General features: G+C 54.4%; 13 protein-coding genes and 1 pseudogene. 7 read left to right on the forward strand and 7 right to left on the reverse strand.

What is annotated here, in order from left to right:
* The first annotated feature begins 166 nt into the window (after positions 1–166).
* Positions 167–2143 carry a methyl-accepting chemotaxis protein gene (locus tag H097_RS01810; protein ID WP_032856838.1) on the forward strand — a complete coding sequence of 659 codons (1977 nt, stop codon included), beginning with the start codon at positions 167–169 and terminating at the stop codon, positions 2141–2143.
* 6 nt (positions 2144–2149) lie between these two features.
* Here the strand turns inward: H097_RS01810 and H097_RS01815 are convergent, their stop codons facing one another.
* Positions 2150–3061: an ABC transporter six-transmembrane domain-containing protein gene (locus H097_RS01815; RefSeq protein WP_032856839.1), complete on the reverse strand. Its 912-nt coding sequence runs from the start codon at positions 3059–3061 to the stop codon at positions 2150–2152.
* A 113-nt stretch (positions 3062–3174) separates the two neighbouring features.
* Here H097_RS01815 and H097_RS01820 point away from each other — a divergent pair, with 113 nt between their 5' ends.
* Complete coding sequence (locus H097_RS01820; protein ID WP_032856840.1) at positions 3175–3759, forward strand: TetR family transcriptional regulator C-terminal domain-containing protein; 585 nt, start codon at positions 3175–3177, stop codon at positions 3757–3759.
* Here the strand turns inward: H097_RS01820 and H097_RS01825 are convergent.
* A pseudogene (locus H097_RS01825) lies at positions 3756–5054 on the reverse strand (YifB family Mg chelatase-like AAA ATPase); the annotation flags it as partial. The gene H097_RS01820 and the pseudogene H097_RS01825 sit on opposite strands and share 4 nt — an antisense overlap.
* A 531-nt stretch (positions 5055–5585) precedes the next feature.
* Between H097_RS01825 and H097_RS01830 the strand changes: the two are divergent.
* Genes H097_RS01830 through H097_RS01845 form a run of 4 tightly spaced genes read left to right on the forward strand, consistent with a single transcriptional unit; the run spans position 5586 to position 10996 of the window.
* The gene (locus H097_RS01830; RefSeq protein WP_162237629.1) at positions 5586–6896 is read left to right on the forward strand and encodes a tyrosine-type recombinase/integrase; all 1311 of its coding nucleotides are present in this window, start codon (positions 5586–5588) and stop codon (positions 6894–6896) included.
* Complete coding sequence (locus H097_RS01835) at positions 6893–8527, forward strand: hypothetical protein (protein WP_032856843.1); 1635 nt, start codon at positions 6893–6895, stop codon at positions 8525–8527. Before H097_RS01830 ends, H097_RS01835 begins: the two co-directional genes overlap by 4 nt.
* On the forward strand, positions 8524–10581 hold the full coding sequence (locus H097_RS01840; protein WP_032856844.1) for a hypothetical protein: 2058 nt from the start codon (positions 8524–8526) through the stop codon (positions 10579–10581). Before H097_RS01835 ends, H097_RS01840 begins: the two co-directional genes overlap by 4 nt.
* On the forward strand, positions 10574–10996 hold the full coding sequence (locus tag H097_RS01845; protein ID WP_050593288.1) for a hypothetical protein: 423 nt from the start codon (positions 10574–10576) through the stop codon (positions 10994–10996). The genes H097_RS01840 and H097_RS01845 overlap by 8 nt, the downstream gene beginning before the upstream one ends.
* Before the next feature lie 206 nt (positions 10997–11202).
* Here the strand turns inward: H097_RS01845 and H097_RS01850 are convergent, their stop codons facing one another.
* Positions 11203–11616, reverse strand: a complete 414-nt coding sequence (locus tag H097_RS01850; RefSeq protein WP_032856845.1) for a hypothetical protein — start codon at positions 11614–11616, stop codon at positions 11203–11205.
* A gap of 387 nt (positions 11617–12003) precedes the next feature.
* Here H097_RS01850 and H097_RS01855 point away from each other — a divergent pair, with 387 nt between their 5' ends.
* Positions 12004–12504 carry a hypothetical protein gene (locus H097_RS01855; RefSeq protein WP_032856846.1) on the forward strand — a complete coding sequence of 167 codons (501 nt, stop codon included), beginning with the start codon at positions 12004–12006 and terminating at the stop codon, positions 12502–12504.
* A 258-nt stretch (positions 12505–12762) separates the two neighbouring features.
* Here H097_RS01855 and H097_RS01860 read toward each other — a convergent pair whose 3' ends face one another.
* The 4 genes from H097_RS01860 to H097_RS01875 form a co-directional block, all read right to left on the reverse strand.
* Positions 12763–15990, reverse strand: a complete 3228-nt coding sequence (locus H097_RS01860; RefSeq protein ID WP_032856847.1) for a hypothetical protein — start codon at positions 15988–15990, stop codon at positions 12763–12765.
* A gap of 186 nt (positions 15991–16176) precedes the next feature.
* A complete protein-coding gene (locus H097_RS01865; RefSeq protein ID WP_032856848.1) occupies positions 16177–16890 on the reverse strand; it encodes a hypothetical protein in 714 nt (237 codons plus the stop codon).
* Between the two features lie 117 nt (positions 16891–17007).
* Positions 17008–20313, reverse strand: a complete 3306-nt coding sequence (locus tag H097_RS01870; protein WP_032856850.1) for a UvrD-helicase domain-containing protein — start codon at positions 20311–20313, stop codon at positions 17008–17010.
* A 2-nt stretch (positions 20314–20315) separates the two neighbouring features.
* Positions 20316–21281 carry a hypothetical protein gene (locus H097_RS01875; RefSeq protein ID WP_141687981.1) on the reverse strand — a complete coding sequence of 322 codons (966 nt, stop codon included), beginning with the start codon at positions 21279–21281 and terminating at the stop codon, positions 20316–20318.
* Between the last annotated feature and the right edge of the window lies 1 nt (position 21282).

The raw sequence follows: 21282 nt of genomic DNA on the forward strand, positions 1-21282 counted from the left end.
GTGTTTGGGTGATACCCCTGTGATTTGCTCAAGTATTGATCCAGGCCGCCGAAGTAAGGGGTGTCGGAGCCGCCAATACGCCGCGGCCCAGCGTGCCCCCTATTTCAAGAAATTCGCCGATTAGCGCTATGAGATCAGGATGATCCGGCCTCGGCCAGGAGCTGTCATGTCTCAACCCCGCGCCCGCATAGCTTCGCAACTGGGCCTTGCCCTGGCGGTCATATTGGCTGTCGTGATCAGCGGCAGTACCGTGTTTGCCCTGCGCTCCCTCGATTCGGCCAACCTGCAGACCCGCGAAGAACACCTGGCCAGCGAAGCGCGTTTGCTCGCCGACCAACTCAATACCTTCCACAGCACCTTGCGCGAAAGCACCCAGCGTTTGAGCGGGCTGTTTGAAAAGCGCTTCGGCGCCGGCTTGAGCGTACGTCCCGAGCAGAGGGTGAACGTGGCCGGGGTGCAGACCCCGAGCCTGTACCTGGGCGATGAAGCGCTGAACAACAACTTCGACGACGTCGATGAGTTCAAGCAGATGTCCGGCGGCGTGGCCACGGTGTTTGTGCGCAGTGGCGAAGATTTCATCCGCATCAGCACCTCCCTGACCAAACAGGACGGCAACCGCGCCATCGGCACGGTGCTGGATCGCCAGGGGCCGGCCTACCAGCGTCTGCTCGCCGGGCAGAGCTACATTGGCCGCGCGGTGCTGTTCGAACGTTCCTACATGACCCAGTACAGCCCGGTACGCGATGCCAGCGGCAAGGTGATCGCGGTGTTGTTTATCGGCTTTGACTACACCGATGCGCAGAACGCCCAGTTCGCCAACCTCAAGCGTTTCCGCATTGGCCAGACCGGCTCGCTGGCGCTGCTGGACGAGCAAAAACACTGGCTGGTGCCGCCTGCCGGTGTGCAGGCGTTGGAGCAGGCGGTTCCCGTGATCCTGGAGTTGGCGCAAAAGCCTGGCCAGGGGCGTTTCTGGAGCGACCAGAGTGAAGACTTCTACAGCGTTGCAGTGCCGTTTGACGGCGGCCCGTGGTCGGTAGTGGCGAGCATGCCCAAGGCCGAGATTCGTGCCGTGACCTGGGCAGTGGGCATCCGCCTGGTAATCGGCAGTGTGTTGGCGATGCTGCTGGCCGTGGGTGCGGCGGTCTGGTTGCTGCGCAGCAAACTGCAGCCCCTGGGCGATCTGGTGCGCCAGGCCGAGGCCCTGGGCGCGGGTGATCTGAGTGCGCGGCTGAATGTGTCCAGCCATGACGAAATCGGTCAACTGGCGCGCAGTTTCAACCAGATGGGCGAGGCCCTGTCGACCATGGTCTCGCATATCCGCAAGGCGGCCGAGGAGGTCAATAGCCGTGCCCAGGCGCTGTCGGGCCTTTCGGGTGGGGCCTATGAAGGCATGGAGCAGCAGTCCGGCGAGATCACCAGCATGGCCGGCGCGGTGGAGGAGTTCAGCGCGACCTCGTTGAACATCGCCGACAACATGGGCAATACCGAACGCCTGGCCCAGGAAAATGCGCAGCAGACCCGCATCGGGCGTGATTCGATGCAGGAGGCGTCGTCGTCCCTGGAACATATCGCCACGGCACTCAACAGCACGGCCACGGTGATCAATACCCTGGGCCAGCGCTCCCAGGAAATCGGCGGCATCGTCGGGGTGATCACCTCGATTGCCGACCAGACCAACCTGCTGGCGCTCAACGCCGCCATCGAGGCGGCAAGGGCCGGGGAGCAGGGGCGTGGGTTTGCGGTGGTCGCCGATGAAGTGCGCAACCTGGCGTCGCGTACCCGTCAGGCCACCGATGAAATTTCCGGGATGATCCAGAGCATCCAGCAGGAAACCGGCAATGCCATCAGCACCATGGAGCAGGGTAATGTGCTGATGCGGGAAGGCCTGTCGCGCAATGCCGACGTCGCGTCGGCCCTGGCGCGCATTGACGAACAAAGCCGCTCGGCCGGCCAGCAGTTTGCCGCGATCACCACCGCCACCCAGGAGCAGAGCAGCACCGCAACCCTGCTCAGCAGCAACCTGCAGAGCATCGCCCTGGCCAACAGCGAACAGCGTGAAGTGGTGTCGAACCTGGCCGTTACCGCCAGGGAACTGGAGACCCTGGCGGCAGGGTTGCGCCAGGAAGTGGATCGGTTCCGCTAAGGCTGATCAGTCCCCCAGCCCCGGGTCCACCCGTTTGCCGATGTCCTTGAGCCGCGCCAGTTGATCAACCATCCCTGGCGCTTCGTCGAGGCTGCTGACAAAGGTCCACAGATAGGTCATCACTGCATAGATATGGCCGGCCTTGACCGCCGGCGACAAGGCCAGTTGGCTGATCGCGACGATGAACAGCAGCGCGGCCAACGCGCCGATGAACAGGTAGGCAGCGGCCTCGCGGTCCGACAGCCAGATCCGCAGGCGCGACAGCAGTTGATAATGGCGTCGAAGGGTTTGGGCGCCGACTTTCTCTACCAGGCCGATCTCCTTCTCCAGGCGGTTGTTCAACCGTTCGTGCAGTTGCTCGTTACGACGGGCAAAGCGCGGCAGCAGGGTGATGCATATCGCCAGCGCGGCAAAGCAAGCCAGGCCAACCCAAGGTTCAATCACCAATAACATCACGGCTGCACCGACGATGGACACCAAGGCCGTTGCAATAATTGGCACATGTTTTTCGAAGAAGTCGACAAAGTCCCGCGCCAGCACCACCCGCGCGGCGGCCTTTGACGTGCTGTGATTTTGCAGGCGCTGATTGAGAATCACCGGTACGGCAAGATCGGCGTAGATCCGGGTGAAGGTGCGGGTATCCAGGGCCCGGCGTGCGGCACCGACTACCCAGAAAGCCATCACCACCGCCGCATAGAACAACGCACTGCCGGCATCGCCGCGCAGGATCGAGTCCACCGCAAAACCGGCAAACAGGGGATAGGCCAGCAGCAATGCGTTCTCCAGCGCGACCAGTGACAGCGTGCAGAACAGCTTGCCGGGATAGGCCTTGGCGATTGCCTTGAGGGTTTGGCTGGCGGATTGCTGGCCGATTTTCTTGCTTTCTTCGATCAGGATGTTTGGCGTTACGGATGGCATGGGTGCACCAAAGGAGTAATAGGCGCTACTATTGAGCGACCGCTCAAGTATCCTTGAGCAGTCGCTCAAAAAGCAAGCGCCGCTTATCTGCCGGTGCCCGTAAGGAATTGCCCATGTCGCGTATCGACCGTAAAGACCAGATCATTGCTGCTGCCCTGGAGCTGTTTCGCAGCAAGGGTTTTGCCGATGTCTCCACCCGCGACCTGGCGGAGCATGCCGGATTATCCCGCAGCCACGTGTATCACTACTTCAGCGACTGGAAAGAACTGCGCCGTGAAGCATTCATCCGTTTTGCCAATGAGCAACTGGACGAAGTGCGCGCGCCGTTGGCGGATGCACCGCCGCTTGAGGCCCTGGTGGGCTTCTTGCGCGGCTGCCTGCCATGCACCGCCGATGCTGGCTGGGCACTCTGGCTGGATGCCTGGGATGAAGCGATGCATGACGCGGAACTGGCCCAGGCGTATCTGCTGATCAATGCCCAGTGGCAAGCCATGCTCGCCGAAGTGATCGAGCAGGGGATCGCCACCGGGGTGTTCCGCTGCGACTCGTCCAGCCGTGCTGCGCGCCAGATCTTTGCCGTGACGATGGGCTATACCGATGACCTGTTGCTCAAACCCTCTGTTGAGTCGGCAGAAGCCGTGCTGGAGGAGGTGATGGAAGTTGCGGGGCTGTTGCTGGATCTGCCCAGGCCGCTTTAATTCATGGCTGCCGGCCGGTACTGCAACGCTTCGGCCAAATGATTGCGCGTGATGCTTTCTGCCTGCTCCAGATCCGCCAGGGTGCGTGCGACCTTGAGTAGCCGATGAGCTGCGCGCAACGACAAGGTCAGGCGCTCGCAGGCGGTTTCCAGCCAGCCTTCATCGACTTTCGAGAGCAGGCAGTGGCGCCGCAGGCCCGTCAGGTCGAGGAAGGCATTTGCACAACCCTGGCGTTGTTGCTGGCGATCCCTGGCGCTGGCGACAAGGGCTGAAGCGCTGGCCGTGTCATTGCCGGTTTGCCTGGCCGGGTTCAGTGCGGTGCTTTCCCGGGCGACGGTCAGGTGCAGGTCGATGCGGTCCAGCAACGGCCCGGAGAGTTTGTTGCGGTAGCGCTGGATCTGCTCCGGCGTGCAACGACAGCGCCCGCTGGGTTCGCCCAGGTAGCCGCAGGGGCAGGGGTTCATTGCCGCTACCAGTTGAAACCGCGCTGGGAAACTCACGCGGTCGCGGGCGCGGGAAATCACGATATGCCCGGACTCCAGCGGCTCGCGCAGCACCTCAAGTACCTTGCGATCAAACTCCGGCAATTCATCGAGAAACAGCACCCCGTGATGGGCCAGGGTGATTTCCCCAGGCTGTGGTTTCGAACCGCCACCCACCAGCGCCGGCCCGGATGCTGAATGGTGCGGCTGACGGAATGGCCGGTGGGGCCAGTGGCTCAACGGAGCGAGGCTGACCACCGACTGGATCGCGGCGACCTCCAGGGCTTCCTGTTCACTCAGCGGTGGCAGCAAGCCGGGCAGGCGGCTGGCGAGCAAGGTCTTGCCGGTGCCGGGTGGTCCGCTGAACAGCAGGTTGTGGGCACCGGCTGCGGCAATCAGCAGCGCGCGCTTGGCGGCAAGTTGGCCCTGCACCTCGCTCAGGTCCGGGTACGGCTTGTTCAGGTACAGCAACCCGTCGGACTTGTAAGGTTCGATCGGCACCAGCCCATTCAGGTGTGCCACCACTTGCAGCAGGTGATCCACTGCAATCACCTTCAGCCCGGAGGCCAGGCACGCCTCCTCGGCATTGGCCCGAGGCACGATCAGTGTGCGCCCGGCCTTGCGTGCAGCCAGGGCGGCCGGTAATACGCCTTTCACCGCTCGCACCTCGCCGGACAGGGCCAGTTCGCCAAGACACTCCACGTCATCTAGCTCCAGCGCTGGCACCTGCACACTGGCCGCGAGAATCCCCAAGGCAATCGCCAAGTCAAACCGCCCGCCGTCCTTGGGCAGGTCGGCGGGCGCCAGGTTTACAGGTCAATACCGAGGTATGGACATCTATAGTACAAATGTCCATATGGACGCCTTCCAGTCCAGCCCTAATTAACCAATAAAGTTTCAATGATCCCAAGGGATTTCCAGTGACCCAAACTGAAGTGTTGTCGCTGCGATAACTGGCAGCTTTTGCTGGAGATGAGGATCGAGATGGCCCAGCAAGCAGATCTAAGAAGTTCTGTAGATGGGTTGGGGGTGCGGAGGGCAAATATCGTCAGGGTCGACGAGCTGCCTAGCGAAAGCCGCGTGCCTGAATTCTGGATGGCTACTGCACAAAGGCAGCGAGGCGGGGCAACGTAATGGGAATGCGGAGCGGCATATCAGGCTTTTCTCAAGCCAAACCCTTGATTTTGATATAGAAGTCAAGAGAATTACAAGATTGACGAGCAGTAAATCTGGCGTAAAATATACGTTTCTTTGGTCGAAATTGTTCCTCCAGAATCGACCAGATAACCTAATAATACGGTAAGGGTATGGCGTTGTCAATATATGGCTAAAGGTTCGAAATGCGTGGCTTACGTGGAGTTCATTACCCTCACCCTTTTTCACATTACAGTGGCTCCAGGTGTCGCCTCCTACGCCCTTCCATTCGCGCATGACCTCAAGCGGCAGAAGAATTACGTCGTCCTGGGGTTCCCGATCCTGCGGTGGTCGACAGGCGCGTTATGGGATGAGGCGAATCTTTGGCTAGGTGCTCTTGCCCAAAGCATCCCTACTCAGGGCATACGAATTAAGTCTATAAGGTCTTTGGCCTATGCCCTGATAACGTTTATGCGATTTGTAGAGAGCGAAGGGCGCCCATGGAATTATCTTCCCTTGATTCCTGCAGATAGGACAATAAACAGGTACAGAAAGCACCTGATCGACGCCAGAGAGAGCGGTGAGCTAGCACCATCAACTGTCTCCGCAAAAATGTCTGTCGTGCTGCGCTTGTTTAGATGGGCTCAGATAAACAAGATCATTAGCGCCGTTGCTTTTGAGGTAACCGGAGTTAAGGTAGTTAAGGTTCCTGACCAATATGGCCGGGAGTTAGCCGTAAGTGTAAGTTTTTCGAACTTGGCTATTCCTAATCGCAAAGCCTCGGCAGATCGAGTTGAAGGCGGGCTGATGCCAGTTTCGATAGACTATAGAAATGAGCTGATTGATTTTGCGCGCGATCATCTAAGTTATGACCTATATCTAATGCTTAGAGTTGCGTTTGAATCTGGTCTACGGATTGAGTCGATCTGTGATTTAAAAGTCAATACTGTCAACTGGGGCACTCCTGATTTTTTTGATGCGGAGCTGTCTTGGTTACAGGTGGGGCCCAATGTGGATGGCGCGCCTGTTGCAACTAAGTTCGGGGTGCAGGGGGCCGTCATGATTGGCACAGCGCTTTTAGATGAGCTGAAAGAATATTGCAAATCCATACGGCGAATCACTAGAGAAAATAGAGCATCTGAGGATTGTGGCGAGCTGTTATTCATAACAAAAAATGGAAACTCCTACGGTCGTCGTTCGGATACTGAAGGCAGCGCCATAAACTCTCTTGTTTTTGCGGCAAAAGAAAAGGCGAGGAAGATGGGTTTGAACTTCGATGATTTTCACTTCCATCGAGCTCGTGCAACCTTCGGTGTGGCGATAGTTCAGTGTGGGATGGAATGCGAACCCAGCATACCACTGTCAGATATCTTGAGCTTCGCAAGGGACTGTCTTCTCCATAAAGACGTCGAAACCACAATGAAATACGTTAGGTTTCTGCAAAATTCAAAAATCAAAGCCAAATATGCCAATGAATACACTGCAGCAATGATGGGCAGATATAACGAGCGCAGTAAATGATAGACGATCTTGAATTTGACGGTGTGGTTTATGGGGAGGAGCGAATCCCACTGACGTTGAGGTCTTGCCTTTACGTGAATGGCGCTGGCTGCCATACAAAGAAATTTGAAGAATATCGTCTGGGTAACGTCCTTGGGCTCGTGGTGACTGCACGCATCCCGCTCGTCTACGCCCTTCACTCGGAATTGAACGGGATTGTTTCATCAGGGGGTAGTCCCAGAACTTTGGAAGGCGGTGTGTCTCGTGTACGGGCTTTTTATATGTACAGTGATGGACTAGGTATCGACCCAACCAAGGCAAATGCTTGCAGCCTGTATTGTGGATGGGTCAAAAGCCTCTATAAAAGTGTTAATAGCGGTGATGCTAAAGAGGACGGCTATTACGGGAAAGCTAGTGGCATGGCGACGTTGCTCGGAAACGCTACAGGCCTGGGCCGGGAGTTTTTTGTATTAAATGCCGGGCTAACGGCCCCTAGCAAAAAAAATGCATTCCCCCAAATAGATAAGCAAAACCTTGGCGATGCTAAGCGCTTTATCGATGACTTGATGGATATTCGTAACTGCTTAGGAATCGAAGCATTTCAGCGACCTCTGCCAGCGCAGCTTAAGATGTCAAATGGTCAGGAGATAATGCTGTACAGTGGCCTAACTCAGCATGAACAATTACTGGCTGATAAGCTTGCAAATGTAAGTTTAAGAGTTCGGTATGCCTTATATAATGTCCGAGTGGAAACTGAATTGATGTTATTTATAAGTCAGACGTCCATGAACTTGTCGGACGCTGCAGGGCTCAAATTTCAGGAGCTAAAGTTCTACACAGTTGGTGACAGTTTTGAAGCGCGCACATACAAAGGCCGAAAACAAGGCGAAGTTATATTCATGGCTTACGGTGAGTATAAGCCTTATTTCTTGGATTTTCTTGCGTTCAGAAAAGCGCTGGGCATCAGCGAACATACCAACCTGTTATTCGGTAAGTTGCCACAGGCCGGAAGAACTGTTAGCGACAATCCTAACCCTCGTTCACTAATTCGTTTGATGAAGAAGCTGGAGCGTCCGTTTGTTATAGCGGGAGAGCTCCGGAAAACCCGGCAGAACTGGTTAGCCCGAAAAGCAGGTGACCCCGCCCTCGCCGCTGAGATAGGCCAGCATGATTTGGAAACTTTCGGTAGATATTATGAGCGCCCAAATCACCAGACAGCGACCACTGAGTGGTCGAACTACTATAGAAGTAGTGCGAAGGCTAAGCGTGCTGCACTCGTAGGAGAATGTACTGGCCAGCCTATTCCTGTAAAAGAGTTGCCAGCGGGTTTTGAGAAACCAAATTGCGTTAATCCGAATCTTTGCATTTTCTGTATTAGTTACAAAGGCATAAAAACATATTCTTATATATGGTCTATTCTTTCTTATAAGGTTTTACGCGAGCGTGAAAAGTTGGTTTCTCTGCGCAGTAATGCGGATGTTTCTGGGTTGGAATCTGCAATAAGTCGCCTTGACCAAATCATTGGCGCGTTTGAGACCGCTGGAAAGAAATGTGCGGGATGGTTAGCAAAAGCTGCGCAGCAGACGCAGATGGGAAATTACCACCCTCGGTGGAGCGGCTTTATTCATTTGTTAGACGTGGCCAGTTTATGAGTGCTTTAGATTCTGAGTTTTTCGATAGTCTTGAAAGCCCAGAAAGCCCAGAAGGTCTAGAGAGCCTGGAAGTCTTGCAAGGCATGGGGACAGGGCTCAAGTTTCCGCTAGATAATGACTATCCTATTTTGGTGAAAAAGGATTTGTCCACGGGACAGGATCAGGTGCTTGTCACCTATAGTCAAGATCGATGGGATTTTTCAAGTGTCTCTGGGACAATTAAAAACTTCTATTTCTATAGAGTTTCAAATTCAGCGAAGGGGAACATTTCTGCTTCGGGATGGAAAGCATTTAAGATGGTAATGGCGTACTTGTGGATTAACCGTGGGCACTCAATCTCGATTGAGACTTACGGTTACTACTACAAGCAGTTTCGTGCCCTTTTCGTCATAATGACTTCGCATAATGTGGATGTGCTTGAAGCCCCAATGAATGAGGATCAGGCCTACAAGGTGTTTGGGCTCCACCGTCGCGCTAGCGTGATGCTTCAGCTCATTGCCGTTTTGTATGTTGGACGTAGTCGCTTAGGCTTTTATTTTTTGGCACCGTGGGAGAGCACCTTGGTGCAGCGAATGCTTGAGCCAGTAGAGTCTCAACAAACGCCATGTATTCCATGGCGGATTTGGGAGTACCAGAAGGATCGGCTTAAGGAGTTTATGGATGATTTCATCTCATCGTCAGAGCGGCTAGGTAGGCTCCAAAACCGTTTGATCGATCTATACGAAGGGTCTGATTATAATCGAAAGCGGGTTAAGGGGCGCGTCACCAGCGACACCCATAATATCAAACCATTCGGTAAAGAAAATCATAGGTATTTAACCTTTCACCATTATTCTACTTTCTATAGATTGTCTCCGTTGTTGAGAAAGTGGATGGTTCCTTTTGGAAGAGATCTTGATACGATTGTCTCTCAAGATGGGGCGAGAATTTTTTCTTCGTATTTAACCGCTGTTTCTTATGTGGGCTTGCTTTATCTGGGTAACTATTCCGGCATGCGAAGAGGCGAGCTTTCTAAGTTGAGGGCGAACTGCTTTATTTCAGATGATGATGAAGTTCTGGGTAAGGCTTACTTTCTTTGTGGCGGCACATCAAAGACAATCAATGACCCCAATGCTCTTTGGGTAACTGATGAATATAGTGGGGAGGTCGTAAAGGCGCTGGGTGCCGTTTCAGCAATGAGATTGAGGTGCGCAAAAATTTTTAATCGGGGCGATGTCGTAGGCGCCGATATGCTCAACCCTCTTCTGCTCCTACGTGCTTATGAGCCTTGGGGCCGTGCTAGGGGTGAAGCATTAGATAAGAGCGTCGAACTCTGTAAGGATTTTTCCTACAATGGCTGGCAGGGGGTATGCCCTAACCTTTTTGATACAAGAGTGCTCACTATTACTGAAGAAGACTTCCTGTTGGCCAAAAAGTATACCCCGTCATTGGACATACAAGAATTTGCCGTTGGCAATATTTGGCCTTTTGCTCTTCATCAGCTGAGACGTACGCTACTGATAGACGCCACTGAATCTGGGGTAAGCAGGTCATCAACTCAGTATCAAGCGAAACACCGGGATACATCGATGACTCGCTATTATATATCAAATTTTCAGAGCAATCTTAGCGCTGAAATGCGTAAGGGCTTAATGGCTGAAATTGTTGCAAGTTTATCAAGAACTGCTGTGGGTCTTAAAGAAAACCATTTTGTTTCTGTCTATGGTCAGGAGCATAAAGCGAAGCTCATCGAATTCGTAGATTTGACCGACATCAAAGACCTGGGCGAGACTGCCGACACAAGGTCTTTTTCGATCCGAGAAACATTCTTCGGTATATGTTTGAAAAAAGGCTATTGTTCATCAGGTGGAATTACTTTTGTAGGCGATTGCGGTACCTGCGCAGAGGGTCTGGGGGATAAACGTAAAGTTGCTGTATTAGTCGCTCTTAAAGATGACCTAACTTCTCGCCTCGTTGATTTCAAGTCAGGTGATTTGGATTATATTTCCATGGAGTTCCAAATTAAGGCTATAGATGCAGCCCTCAAAACTCTCCGGAGTGATGATAATGGGTAAGGCGGAGCTTGATTTCAGTGCGTCCTTCGAGAGGCTTAAGTATGGAAACACCCTGATCCTTCCACCCGGCAGCCCGGTCTCTCAGAATAACGTTGCTAGGGAGGCCGGGAGAGACCCTTCTGCCTTGAGGAAGTCTCGATATCCTAAGCTCGTCGCGGATATCCAGGCTTGGATTGTAGGGCACGCCTCCACAAAGACGGGCACGTCCACAAAGGTGGTGATTGCGGATGCGAAGGATCCACATCTTGAATCCCAGCTAGCGGATGCAATGCTCCAACTGGACGCGCTTCGAGAAGAACGCGACCTACTCCTGTCCAAGCTTTTGATAGCAAATGACAGAATCCTACTTCTGACATCAAAAATCAAAGAAGACGACAATGCAGGCAAAGGCTCGGCTCCTATTGTGTTCACTTAGATTATGTCGCGTGCGCCAATCGACAAGGTGAGCGATACCAACTTGCCGTCCAGATCCATCCAGCTGTGCCGCTCGAAGGAGGCGCAGAGAGTTTCGCAGCAAGGCCACCTGACGGCGCTTGTGGCCGTCAGGCCTGATTCATCTGACTGAGCCGTCCGAGCTTCCTGCCATACCCGACAGAAAGCTTTTCCCGATAGACTCGCAGGTCAAACAGGCAGCGTCATCTGTACCAGCCAGACAAGAGCCTCCAGGGCTTGTGTGTGGTAGTAGGCGAGGATCAGCAAGGCCGCGCCATTCAGATATCTCCCAGCCGCGATGCCTGCCTTCCATGTAGGCTTCACTTTGAGGCCATGCTCACGCTTCAGTCGTTTGATCAGCTGCTTCTGGGGCCGCTTTGACAAGGCAGCCAAACGCGAGAGCCCCAGGAACACCACCGCGAGCAACTGCATGTGGTCGCTTAAGTAGCGTTCGCCGGCGCCGAAGCCTTCAGGCAGGAAAGGCGGAGGCCCCGAGAATGTGGCTGCAACCGCGAGGGTCGCGATCAGCACCCAAAACAGGGCCAGGGTTCGTTTGGACTGCAGGGCCGGGTATTTGGCAACGACAAGGGAGTGCGTTGTCATCAGACTCTCCGATTTGGTAGTGGACTGGGAATGAATGAGTTCAAGGAAAATTTCCCAGAACAGTCACCGCAGCGCTACTCAACTCACTGCTTTTACTGCATCCCTCGCTCTTGACGTGCTCTCGCTGTTCTCCCGCCTGGCGATGGAGGGGCATTCACTGATGCGGTGGTACTGGTCGATTTCACTGGCCTTCTGCGTGGACACCCACACGCGTAGCGAGAACCCCTATCGCCAGGACGGCAGGCAGGTGCGAGCAGTCCAACATACTTAGGCACACATCCGAGTTGAAGCACGCGCTTACAACTGGTCAAATGCCCTAAACCGCCTCTTTCAGTGGGTCAATATCGGTGGAGAACGCCTCTACCAAGGCATCGGGCGAGGATAGACATGACGGCTTTCATCACTGTTGCACTTGCAGTTTTCGTCGCGCTCATGGCCCGCGAGTTGAAAATTTCTGAATTTCGACAAGCCTGGATTAACGGGCTTCGAGATGAAATCTCTGATTTCACAAGCAAAGCACATGAGTGGATGCAGGTATACCTTGATACCAATGATGCCGATCAAGGCACCAAGCAGGAAGCGTATTCCAAGCTAAACAGCCTCAAGTTCGATTCCTACCGGCTCTTGCGCAAGATCCAAATGAGGTTCCACCCCAACGATGATGCTGCCAATAGGCTGCTGGCGTCGCTGGAGAACCTGCTTGATCCAGGCAAATTGGCAGTTGATCCGGGAACCCTCCCCGTCGACAACCGTTACGCCGTATGGCGAACGATGGCTGATCAGTCGATCCTGGAAGCTCGTCACCTACTGAAGGAGGAATGGGAAACTACCAAAAATCCATTGAGACGATTCCGGCGAATGCTCAGCCGCATGCGCGGCGCTCAGTAACGAGCATCCTTCCGGTACCCAAACCAGCTCACGCATGATGCGGGCGTGCTGGAATCGAAGAGAGCGGGGCTCCTGCCGAAGAAGCAGAGAAGCGAGGTTGCCTCTGGGCAGTCCTCTAGCACCTTTCGAGGAAATCAACATTCCGTCCCCAGCCGCCAAGTGCTACGCCGGGGCAGGCTGATTAGTCAGCCTAAAAGGCACCTTGCCCCAGACAGTCGAGAAGACTTTCCTGGAGCAACCTTCGTAGGTGAATAACCTCTACCTAGCTTCAAATGAACGAAGCTTCGCCAGCGCACGGCTGATTGGAGGGTTTTCCACGCCTGCCGGCACAAAGATATCGTCCTCAGGCTGGATCGCCGAAATCTCCTGGTCGTTTTCATCGATCTCCCAGGCATACATGACAACGACGCCAGAAGTTATCAAATGACTAACGAGCTTGCCCTTAGCATTCACTGTAGCGACATGACATTTCTTACGTACTTCATAATCCTTCAAAAATCTGTCAATATTTTCAGAGGAACTTGGCGTCATAGTATGTAGCCTAGACAGTCCCGCTTGAACTCTCGAAGACCCATCTTCAGATCGATCAAGATCACTTGTAACCGCCACGCGATAATGCGCAAGATTCTGACTGTCAATACCCCGTATCAATGCGATGCGCAAGGTATTGTTGGAGTCTTTGTCTCCGATAGTTTTTGCGATATTCTCAAATATCTTATGTCCGATAGCGGCATTCTCGAAGCCGAATATCAGCACTGGAATTTCGCCTTCGCATGTCTGAAAGCCTAAACCCCTCCAGCCGGCTTGACTCCACAAGCTTTCTTGGATGATAGAAACAACTTTAAGCTCTCTATGCTTCATTGTTGAAAACTGAAACGGATGTTTTGGACGCTCCTCAGGCTCATCAGATTTAGAGGGCCAGTCCATAGGTTCTATATTGTGGTGCTCATGCCAAGTTACGCGCCGAGTTGGCTTGTAAAATTCTAGGGAGGCATCCTGATGAGACTCGATGCCAGGTATAGCATTTCGCCCCATAAAATAGCTGTCCAATCCAATATTACAATTGAAGATAACTGATCGCTCCAAGGCCTTGTCTTCCCGAAGCATCTCTTCGATTTTCGACCAGCTTATTTGAGGGCAAATAATGGACACAAAGTGAAGGCAGAACTCACTGTAAAATTGCCTGATCGTATCTTGCTGTTCATCGGTCAAACTGGAAATGCTGAACTGTGAACAGAGGATCTCAGCAGAGGTCACCTGCGCAGCGGTGTCGAAGCTGTGCTGCAGTATGAAGCCATCCTCATCTTCCAATAAGATATCAATATTCACGGCGGGCACTGTAGCCGTTGCATGATCTGCCATCATCGGTGCACAGAAGCTCTCCAACACAGCAAGCAATTGCTGCGCTAACTCAATGCATGGAGATTTTACCGGGAAGGACACAGACACCTTACAACCCAGGATACAGGAGCTTATGGTTGTCCAGCGATCCAGATAAAGGTCGAGCGGGGCCACCGGGGCGCCCATATCGATACTGCGCCACATGTTCATAAGGTGAAAATCAATTGGCTCACCCTCAGGCCCCGCTTTATCTTCATGGCCTAAGCATACCAATAGCGCATCTGCACTGAGCCCTAGATCCAACTGATTCAACTTGTCCGGCAGCCAGGCTATTCTTTCAACGTCTAAAAAATCAGCATTGAGAAATAGCTGTCCAATCAGAACTTCATAATTCATTTTCTGATTTTCTGTCCACAGCTTTTCATCCACCGCTTGAGAGACAAGTTGAGCTAAGTGGTACCAAGTCAAAGACTGACTCACACGACCTAGTTGACCTTCTATCCACATGAGTCGTTGGTAAATAGCTGCTTGCTTAGAACTGCTTCGCTGTTCCTTCAGTGCGTCAGAGGTGACCACATAAGCTGCCATCAGCGCTGCTCCGCGCGCAGCCCACAGCAGGCCCTGCTTATCGTATGCATGGGACAACATATAAAGGGCAGCGAAGACTTCCGCCTTGCTTTCACTGCTATACAGCCCAGACAGGGATAACCCGAAGCACTTGATCGCCCTGTAGTAATCCTGTTTATCGCTGCTCAGCGCTCCTCGTCTCAGGTACTTATCTGCCTTTATCCGGCTATTTTCCCGTTCACCCGCATCATCAATGAGCTTATCCATGAGATCTTCGTAGGCCTTGAGATCTCCAAAGGCCACGTCGAGTTCTTCGAGCAAGTTGACGAGACGAGCCATAGGGTAGCCAATCAGCTTATGAGCACTATCAGCGATGGTGCCCAAAGACCTGAAGGTGTTGTTGACCTGCTCCTCGCTTTTAGCAGCCAAAAGATCCAGGAGTGCCAGTGATGTCTTGGCTTGCAATGCGCCGCTGATCATATCCGCGTCGCCGGCTATCGAGTTCAATTTCTCTCGAATGGTGGCTTCGATGCAGGCCACATCGAGGGTGCACTTGCCGTCTCGATGAGTGGTGACAACCAGATTGAACAGCGTTACGACGTTCTCCCAGACCTCAACGTTGTCGGTCTCTTGTGCCACGCCAAGCGCTTTCTCAAAGGTGTCCTCGAAGAGCTCGGCATTTTCCAGCCACCAATACGCGGCCCATGTCAGCTGATAAAGGGACTCGAAATGCTGTCTCTGGGTACCAAACTTTTTCGCTGTCCGCACAGCAATATTGAACTGGTGCTCCACAGCAACGGCATCATGTTCCAGCTCTTTGTAAATGATGGCCCGCTTGGTGTAGAGGTCGACCTGGGAGAGCGTCAGATGGCCCGGATCTTCAATCTGTTCGATCTGGCGTTCGATCTCTGTGAGCTGAATTTGCTTGTCAGCGTCGAATGGGCCGATCTGAATCTTGCTCTCAATGCTGCCTGTAAGACCTAGGTAGTCGATGGCAAGCTGCTGATTCTTGGGCAGCAGTGTTTTATCAAGCAGCCAAGTTCGATCGAGGATCGTGACCTTGACGCCATGCTTTTCCGAAAGGTCATCCTGAAGCTGCGCCCTAAGACTATTCTTGATGAATCGACTGGAGACGCAGAAGATGCATGAGTACCCACGCCCGGTGGATATGATGCTCTCGACGTCCTTTCTGCATTTTGCCCTCCAGTCTTTCTGGGTACTGACACCGAATGCCCATCGCTCGGACTCCGGGGTCTCGTTTAATCCCCAGAAAAAGGCGATTTGGCCGGCTACAGGATACGTCTCGGTATCGGTTTTACCGTCCCCACCCGCAGTCGGGCCGGTCTGGGCAACTAGGTTGGGGCAGATTTCTCGCTCACAAAGCTTCCGTACGAATATCTCGAACTCAAGCTCTTGACTTCGATTGTTCAGGGTCTCGAAGTGATACTCCAGCATCAAGCGGTCGATGGTAGCTTCTTGAAGCTTTACAGAGTCCGAGAACTGCTCTGGACGTCTCGCTCGCAGGAAGTCTTGCGGCTTAGGGCCATTGATCTTGGTAGCCGATTGTTCCTTGCCCATCATCCACTCCTGAAATGACCAATGGCATCGCCCTGCTACGATTAACGCTCTAGCCCTAGGTCAACGCAGGGCTCGACGTCATCGTGTGGTGTGCGGGTCACGATACCTGGTAACGTCCGCGCAGACATGGTGAGCGGACGTTCATTAATACCAGCCACCGGCACCGAACCTGATGGCCTACCAAATTTAGGGTGTCGGCCTCTCGGGCTGCCAAAAATTACAGCTGAAGTTATTCAGGCCCCCGCCGTAGGGACTAGGCCTCACCGCGAACACCTCTGGCACCGCATCCCCATCGCCGCCATCGCGGAAGAACTGTCTCATAGAGAAAAGCGCCTGAGCCTTCAACCGCTCCCATTCTCGGTTAAGACTGTCTTCGAGATCCCTTGCTGCCTGCGCCGCGCTGGGCTTGCGCTTGGGCATCGGCAAGGTATAGCTGGGCTGAGGGGAGAATTCGTAGACGAACGTCAGGTGCCCGTGCTTCCAGTCCGAAGACGGTGACGCTCGCCAGCGGAATGACACTTGCACTGACAGTCGCTTGCTGAGATGGAAAGGCGGCCTGATCTGATCATCAATGAAAAACAGCTCCCCCTCTTTGTGCTCAGTTTCAAGCCGACCCTTCATCTGCTGCACAGCGTGAATGAGGTCATTGCCGGCATGCAGCGCATCCTGTCGAGTGCGTTCGCGCTTGGCATGGGCCTTGGCCTTGCTGTACTCAGCGATCGCTTGTTGGAATGCGTGAAGCTTGATACCCACGTAGGGGCCACAGTCACTGAGACCTAGGCCATGAATCGGCCCTATGCGCTCTTCATCCAGGCACTTGCGCACTGCTGTCCGAAGCGCTGTCTCGTCTACGTCGCTGATTGCAGCTTGCTGATTACTCGGCAAGTTAATGTAGGTCATACCCAAAACTGTCCTTGTGTAATGGTGGCCAAGCTACCCCCTCATCTCAGCACACAGCTTTCCGCGTCTCTGAGAGATAGCCCCATGGCGATGCAACACAGAAGCCCTTGAGGTTGATCAGGGGATGCTGGCACAGATGCTCAAATACGCGCACCGCCCACAATGCCGACCTCTGGAGGCGGATCGATCACCTGCGGCAAAACGTTGAGCCATCTTGTATACGGACGTGCTCGCGGCCTGCTTGGAAGGGCCATCCATCACGTGCTGGTCAGTGATAATGGAGTAGATCTTCGCACTCGGCCTTCGAGATCCATTGATATCAAGCATCATGGGCCGTAGGTGACTAAGGGTGTACTGGATCCCCGTCTGAGCTCGAATCCAGTGCAGCTGCCCTTTATCGACGAGCATCCAAGGGAGCTCAATGCGAACACCGTTGACTTCAGAAACCATCCCTTCTTCGACGGCACCGCCGACGCTGTTAACCACCACCAGCCCACGCTTGGCGGCGGCAATCGCATCATCCATCAAGCCAGGGTCTTCTGCCCTATCTGGAAGTCCGTGTAACGCCCATGCGGCTTGGAATGCCGTGTTGGGGTCAGTGCCATCCCTCGCCACGGCCAACAGCATGTCCATAATCGCCCAGCGAGCACGGATCGAGACGTCGATTTCCTGCTCAGCAGTGAGCGCTAGCTCATAGCGATAGTGGTACTGGAGGGGGCAGCTCATGTAGGCCTGGAACGCCTCATAGCTCACAGTGGGTACCACGGTGCTGCTAGCCAACGGCAGCGGTATGATGGGTGCGGGCGGTACCTTCACCCCCGAGCGCTTAACCAGACTCGTGGGAGCAGCGCGATTGAGCGGAACTGGACGTGGCCAACCGCTGATCTCATAGAGATACAAGTAATCACGAGCCCGAGACAGGGCGACATAGAGCAGGTTATTGCGCTCTACTCGCTCTTCGAACATGAACTCTGACCCAGTGCTGTTCAAAACTTCGGGAGGGATGAGATCCAACCCCCGCACATCGTATGCATAGGGTCGATTGGCACCGTATGACGCGTCGTCAACATCGGTGACGTGAACTGCTGGGTACTCAAGCCCCTTGCTGGAATGCACGGTCATAACGCTCACCGCATCCAGAACTCGCGCTTCAGGCGGTAAACCGCGATCCCCTAGCTTTTCTCCGATCCTACGGCGTAGCTCCTCGCGAAGCAGGAACTGGGAAAGCCGTGCCTGGCGGATATCTCCGTCACCATTGCGTACGGCATAAACGAACAGCCATGTTGCCAAGCGCTGAGTATGGGCCTGAATGGTCTGATCAGCAGGGTTTGGAAGACCGTAGCGCTGATCGAGCAGTACTTTGGCGACAAAATCCCAAGGCCTTGAATCCCGCTTGAGCCCTCTCAACAGCAACGCCAAATTTGACTTGGCTTGCTGGCCAGCGGGCGAGAGGCCTGGCGTAGGCAGCCATAGCCACCGGCCTCGCTGCATGCTCAATCCCGCGCCTTTGCGGGTCAGGAATATGAGGTGCTCAATGTCTTGGGGCGGCATTCGAAACGCTGGCTCAGAGATCAGCCCGACCAGTGAGCGCGGCTGTCGCATGCACAGCAGTTCCATCAGACACAGCAGCTTCTTAATCTCAGGGCGCTGGCAGACATCGCCGATGTGCAGCACTGGCACATTCAAGTTCTCAAGCGACTCAACAATCTGCTCAACGTTTGCCGATTTACGGCTGATCACGACTTGATCCCTGTACGGGACACCCCTCTGCACCAGCCCATCTATTCGCTGAGCGATCGTGACGGCTTGGGAGGGCTTGGAGTCGCATTCATACAGGGTAGGTATGACCCCGATCGAGGGACGAAACGCTGTGACTGGCTCCAGAGGCATCCGATCGCTGAGTGCATGATGGATGCCTGCGCAGGAAAATAACTCCAGGATATCAGGGGTGCTTCGCCGGTTCAGATCGAGAGCGTAACGGCGCACCGTTGCCCCTGGAATGGTGCTCAAGAACGTGGTGTCGAAGTGCATCAAGCTACGGATCGACGCGCCTCGCCAATGGTGAATGGCCTGACGCACATCACCGACGACCCAGAACGATTGAGCATTGAGAGCCAATTGACGAAGGAGGTCGACCATCACCTCGGTGACATCCTGATACTCGTCCACTAGTACGTGCGAGAAATGGTCGATGTACTGAGCAACGCTTGTTCGATCCCGCTTGGCCTGGGATGCAGGGAGGGCAATAAGGTCAACGTAGTCGACCAAATGCTTACTCCGCATTGCTGTTTCGTAGGCTTCAAACAGGGTGGCGATGTCTTCGCGCTCATTGGCTACATCCGGCTCGCAGGGCGGCAGTGCAGACAGGCGCGTGCGGTAGTCGGCAACCGTGAGGCATTCTTCCTTGAGTCGTTTGATATGGCCCAGAACGCCAGGTAGCCAATCGTACGGGTTCTGTAGCCTCAGATAATACTTGAGCCGCACCTTGGGCAGCGTGCTCACCATCAGGCGAACTTGCATCAGCGGATCTGCGAGCCGAACGTCGGACTCCAGACCGAAAATCTGATGGTATTTGCGAAGGAATTCGAGCCCGAATGCATGAAAAGTCCCGGCCCACACTTCGGCGGCTCCGGCGATGCCAGACACCTTCAGGCGTTCAACCAATTCATGAGCCGCCTTGTTCGTGAAGGTCAGCACCAAGATTTGGCTGGGAGGGATACCGCGCTCGACCAGGTGCTTGATGCGATGGATCAGTGTCGTCGTTTTACCAGTACCCGGCCCGGCAACAACGTTGACGAAGGTTTCGGACGCGGTAGCAGCATCGTGCTGCCCCTGCGTCATAAGCGGCAGAGGAGGAGGTGGAGCAGGAGGCAATATGGGGAGCAAAATGCCGTCGAATAGCTGAAGACGAACGATCTCCAGCGGCACCTCCAGAGTGGCTGCGATGACCGTGGCACCAGTACCGCTATAGAACAGTTGGCTTGCGACACCACGGGGTAGCAGAAGCTCACGAGCAAACACGTTGGCTTGAAGCTCCAAGCGCTCACGAGCACCGTATGCTTCCACCGCCACCGTAGCCTGACTGCCATAGGAATCCGTCATGCTGGTCAGATGAGCGACCGTCTGTGCAGGGCGATCGCCGTCGAGGTACCAGTGACCCAACTCATGGGCGATGAGATAGGCTGTTTCTCCTGGAGACACATCGTTGCGGATGTAGATGGTTTGAATTTCTCGCTTGAGCACTCCGCTGCCGCCACCCAACTCCGGGTGCCCGAAAGGTAAGCGCTCAATCGCGATTTCGAGCGTGTCCTCAACATGAGCCAGGAGCTCAGAGGAGCTGACGCCACCTAGAGAAGCGGCCAATCCGACCAGGGCTTCTCGGGTTTCGAATGCTTGCCGACGTGCCCGGTCGAATGGATTCACACTTAGCCCTCTAGGTTCAGGAGACGCTCTTGTTCCTCAGCCGGCAGCTGAAGCTCTTTGACTGCGACACTCCACGCCTTGCGTTCCGCTTGCACGGTGGGTTTTCCATCAGTCGCTTTGAAAGCTGGAACGCATTGGGTGGCGAACCGACGCTCCAAGGCTACCGACACAACGTCCAAAGGCTTCTTCAAAACGACAGCCAGCTTCGCCAGGACTCGCGCAGGCGCCAGTACAGAGCCACCAAGGATCATGTTGGTCAGGCCGCGTTGCTCACCTAGATCGATCTGAGGAGCGAGAGCACGGGCTTTTACCCCACTGACCTGCTCGATCGCCTTGATAGCCTCTACGACAACCTCATCACTGGTAATCGAATTAGTCGTTGCCTCACGCACAGCAGCAGCGTGAGGGCAATGGCTCAAAGCGTTGGCGAGAAGGAAGTTGGTGAATGATGACAACGAGCGCTCATATTCACCTGCGCGTAAGCGCGTTCTCATCACCAGACGCCTGTCAGCCCGGATGATCCAACTCTCCGAATCGGCACCTGCGTAATCATTGGCAGTGCGCTCGTAATCAGTCAGCAGCTCCGAAGGGTCTACTGTCCTTGATTCTTTATCGAACCGGGTCAGCCCGTCCTGCACCAGATCTCGCGCAGCGATCGACAGCGATACCCCACGGCGTTTTGCTACGCGTCTTACCAACTCATGAAGCGAGACCTTGGTAGTTAAACCAATTTGCAAGCGGGCAGCTTGGGTTCGTTCATCGGTGATTTTGGTAGTAGCGGTAGGTTGCATGGTCGCCTCCAAAGTCTGCTTATCCGCAGGCACCGTGCGTGAGACAGGTGGCATTGCTAACCGTTCGTCGGCTGGGACTTGAGGAATCAGTTCGACGAGTACGGACATCAAGCCAAGCAGCAGGTGCGGCTCGTCCTTGCCGGTGACCACTACAGGCTGGCCATTAGCCAGGGTCATC

Origin of the sequence: Pseudomonas sp. FH4, assembly GCF_000510915.2 — a bacterium.
Lineage (GTDB): Bacteria > Pseudomonadota > Gammaproteobacteria > Pseudomonadales > Pseudomonadaceae > Aquipseudomonas > Aquipseudomonas brenneri.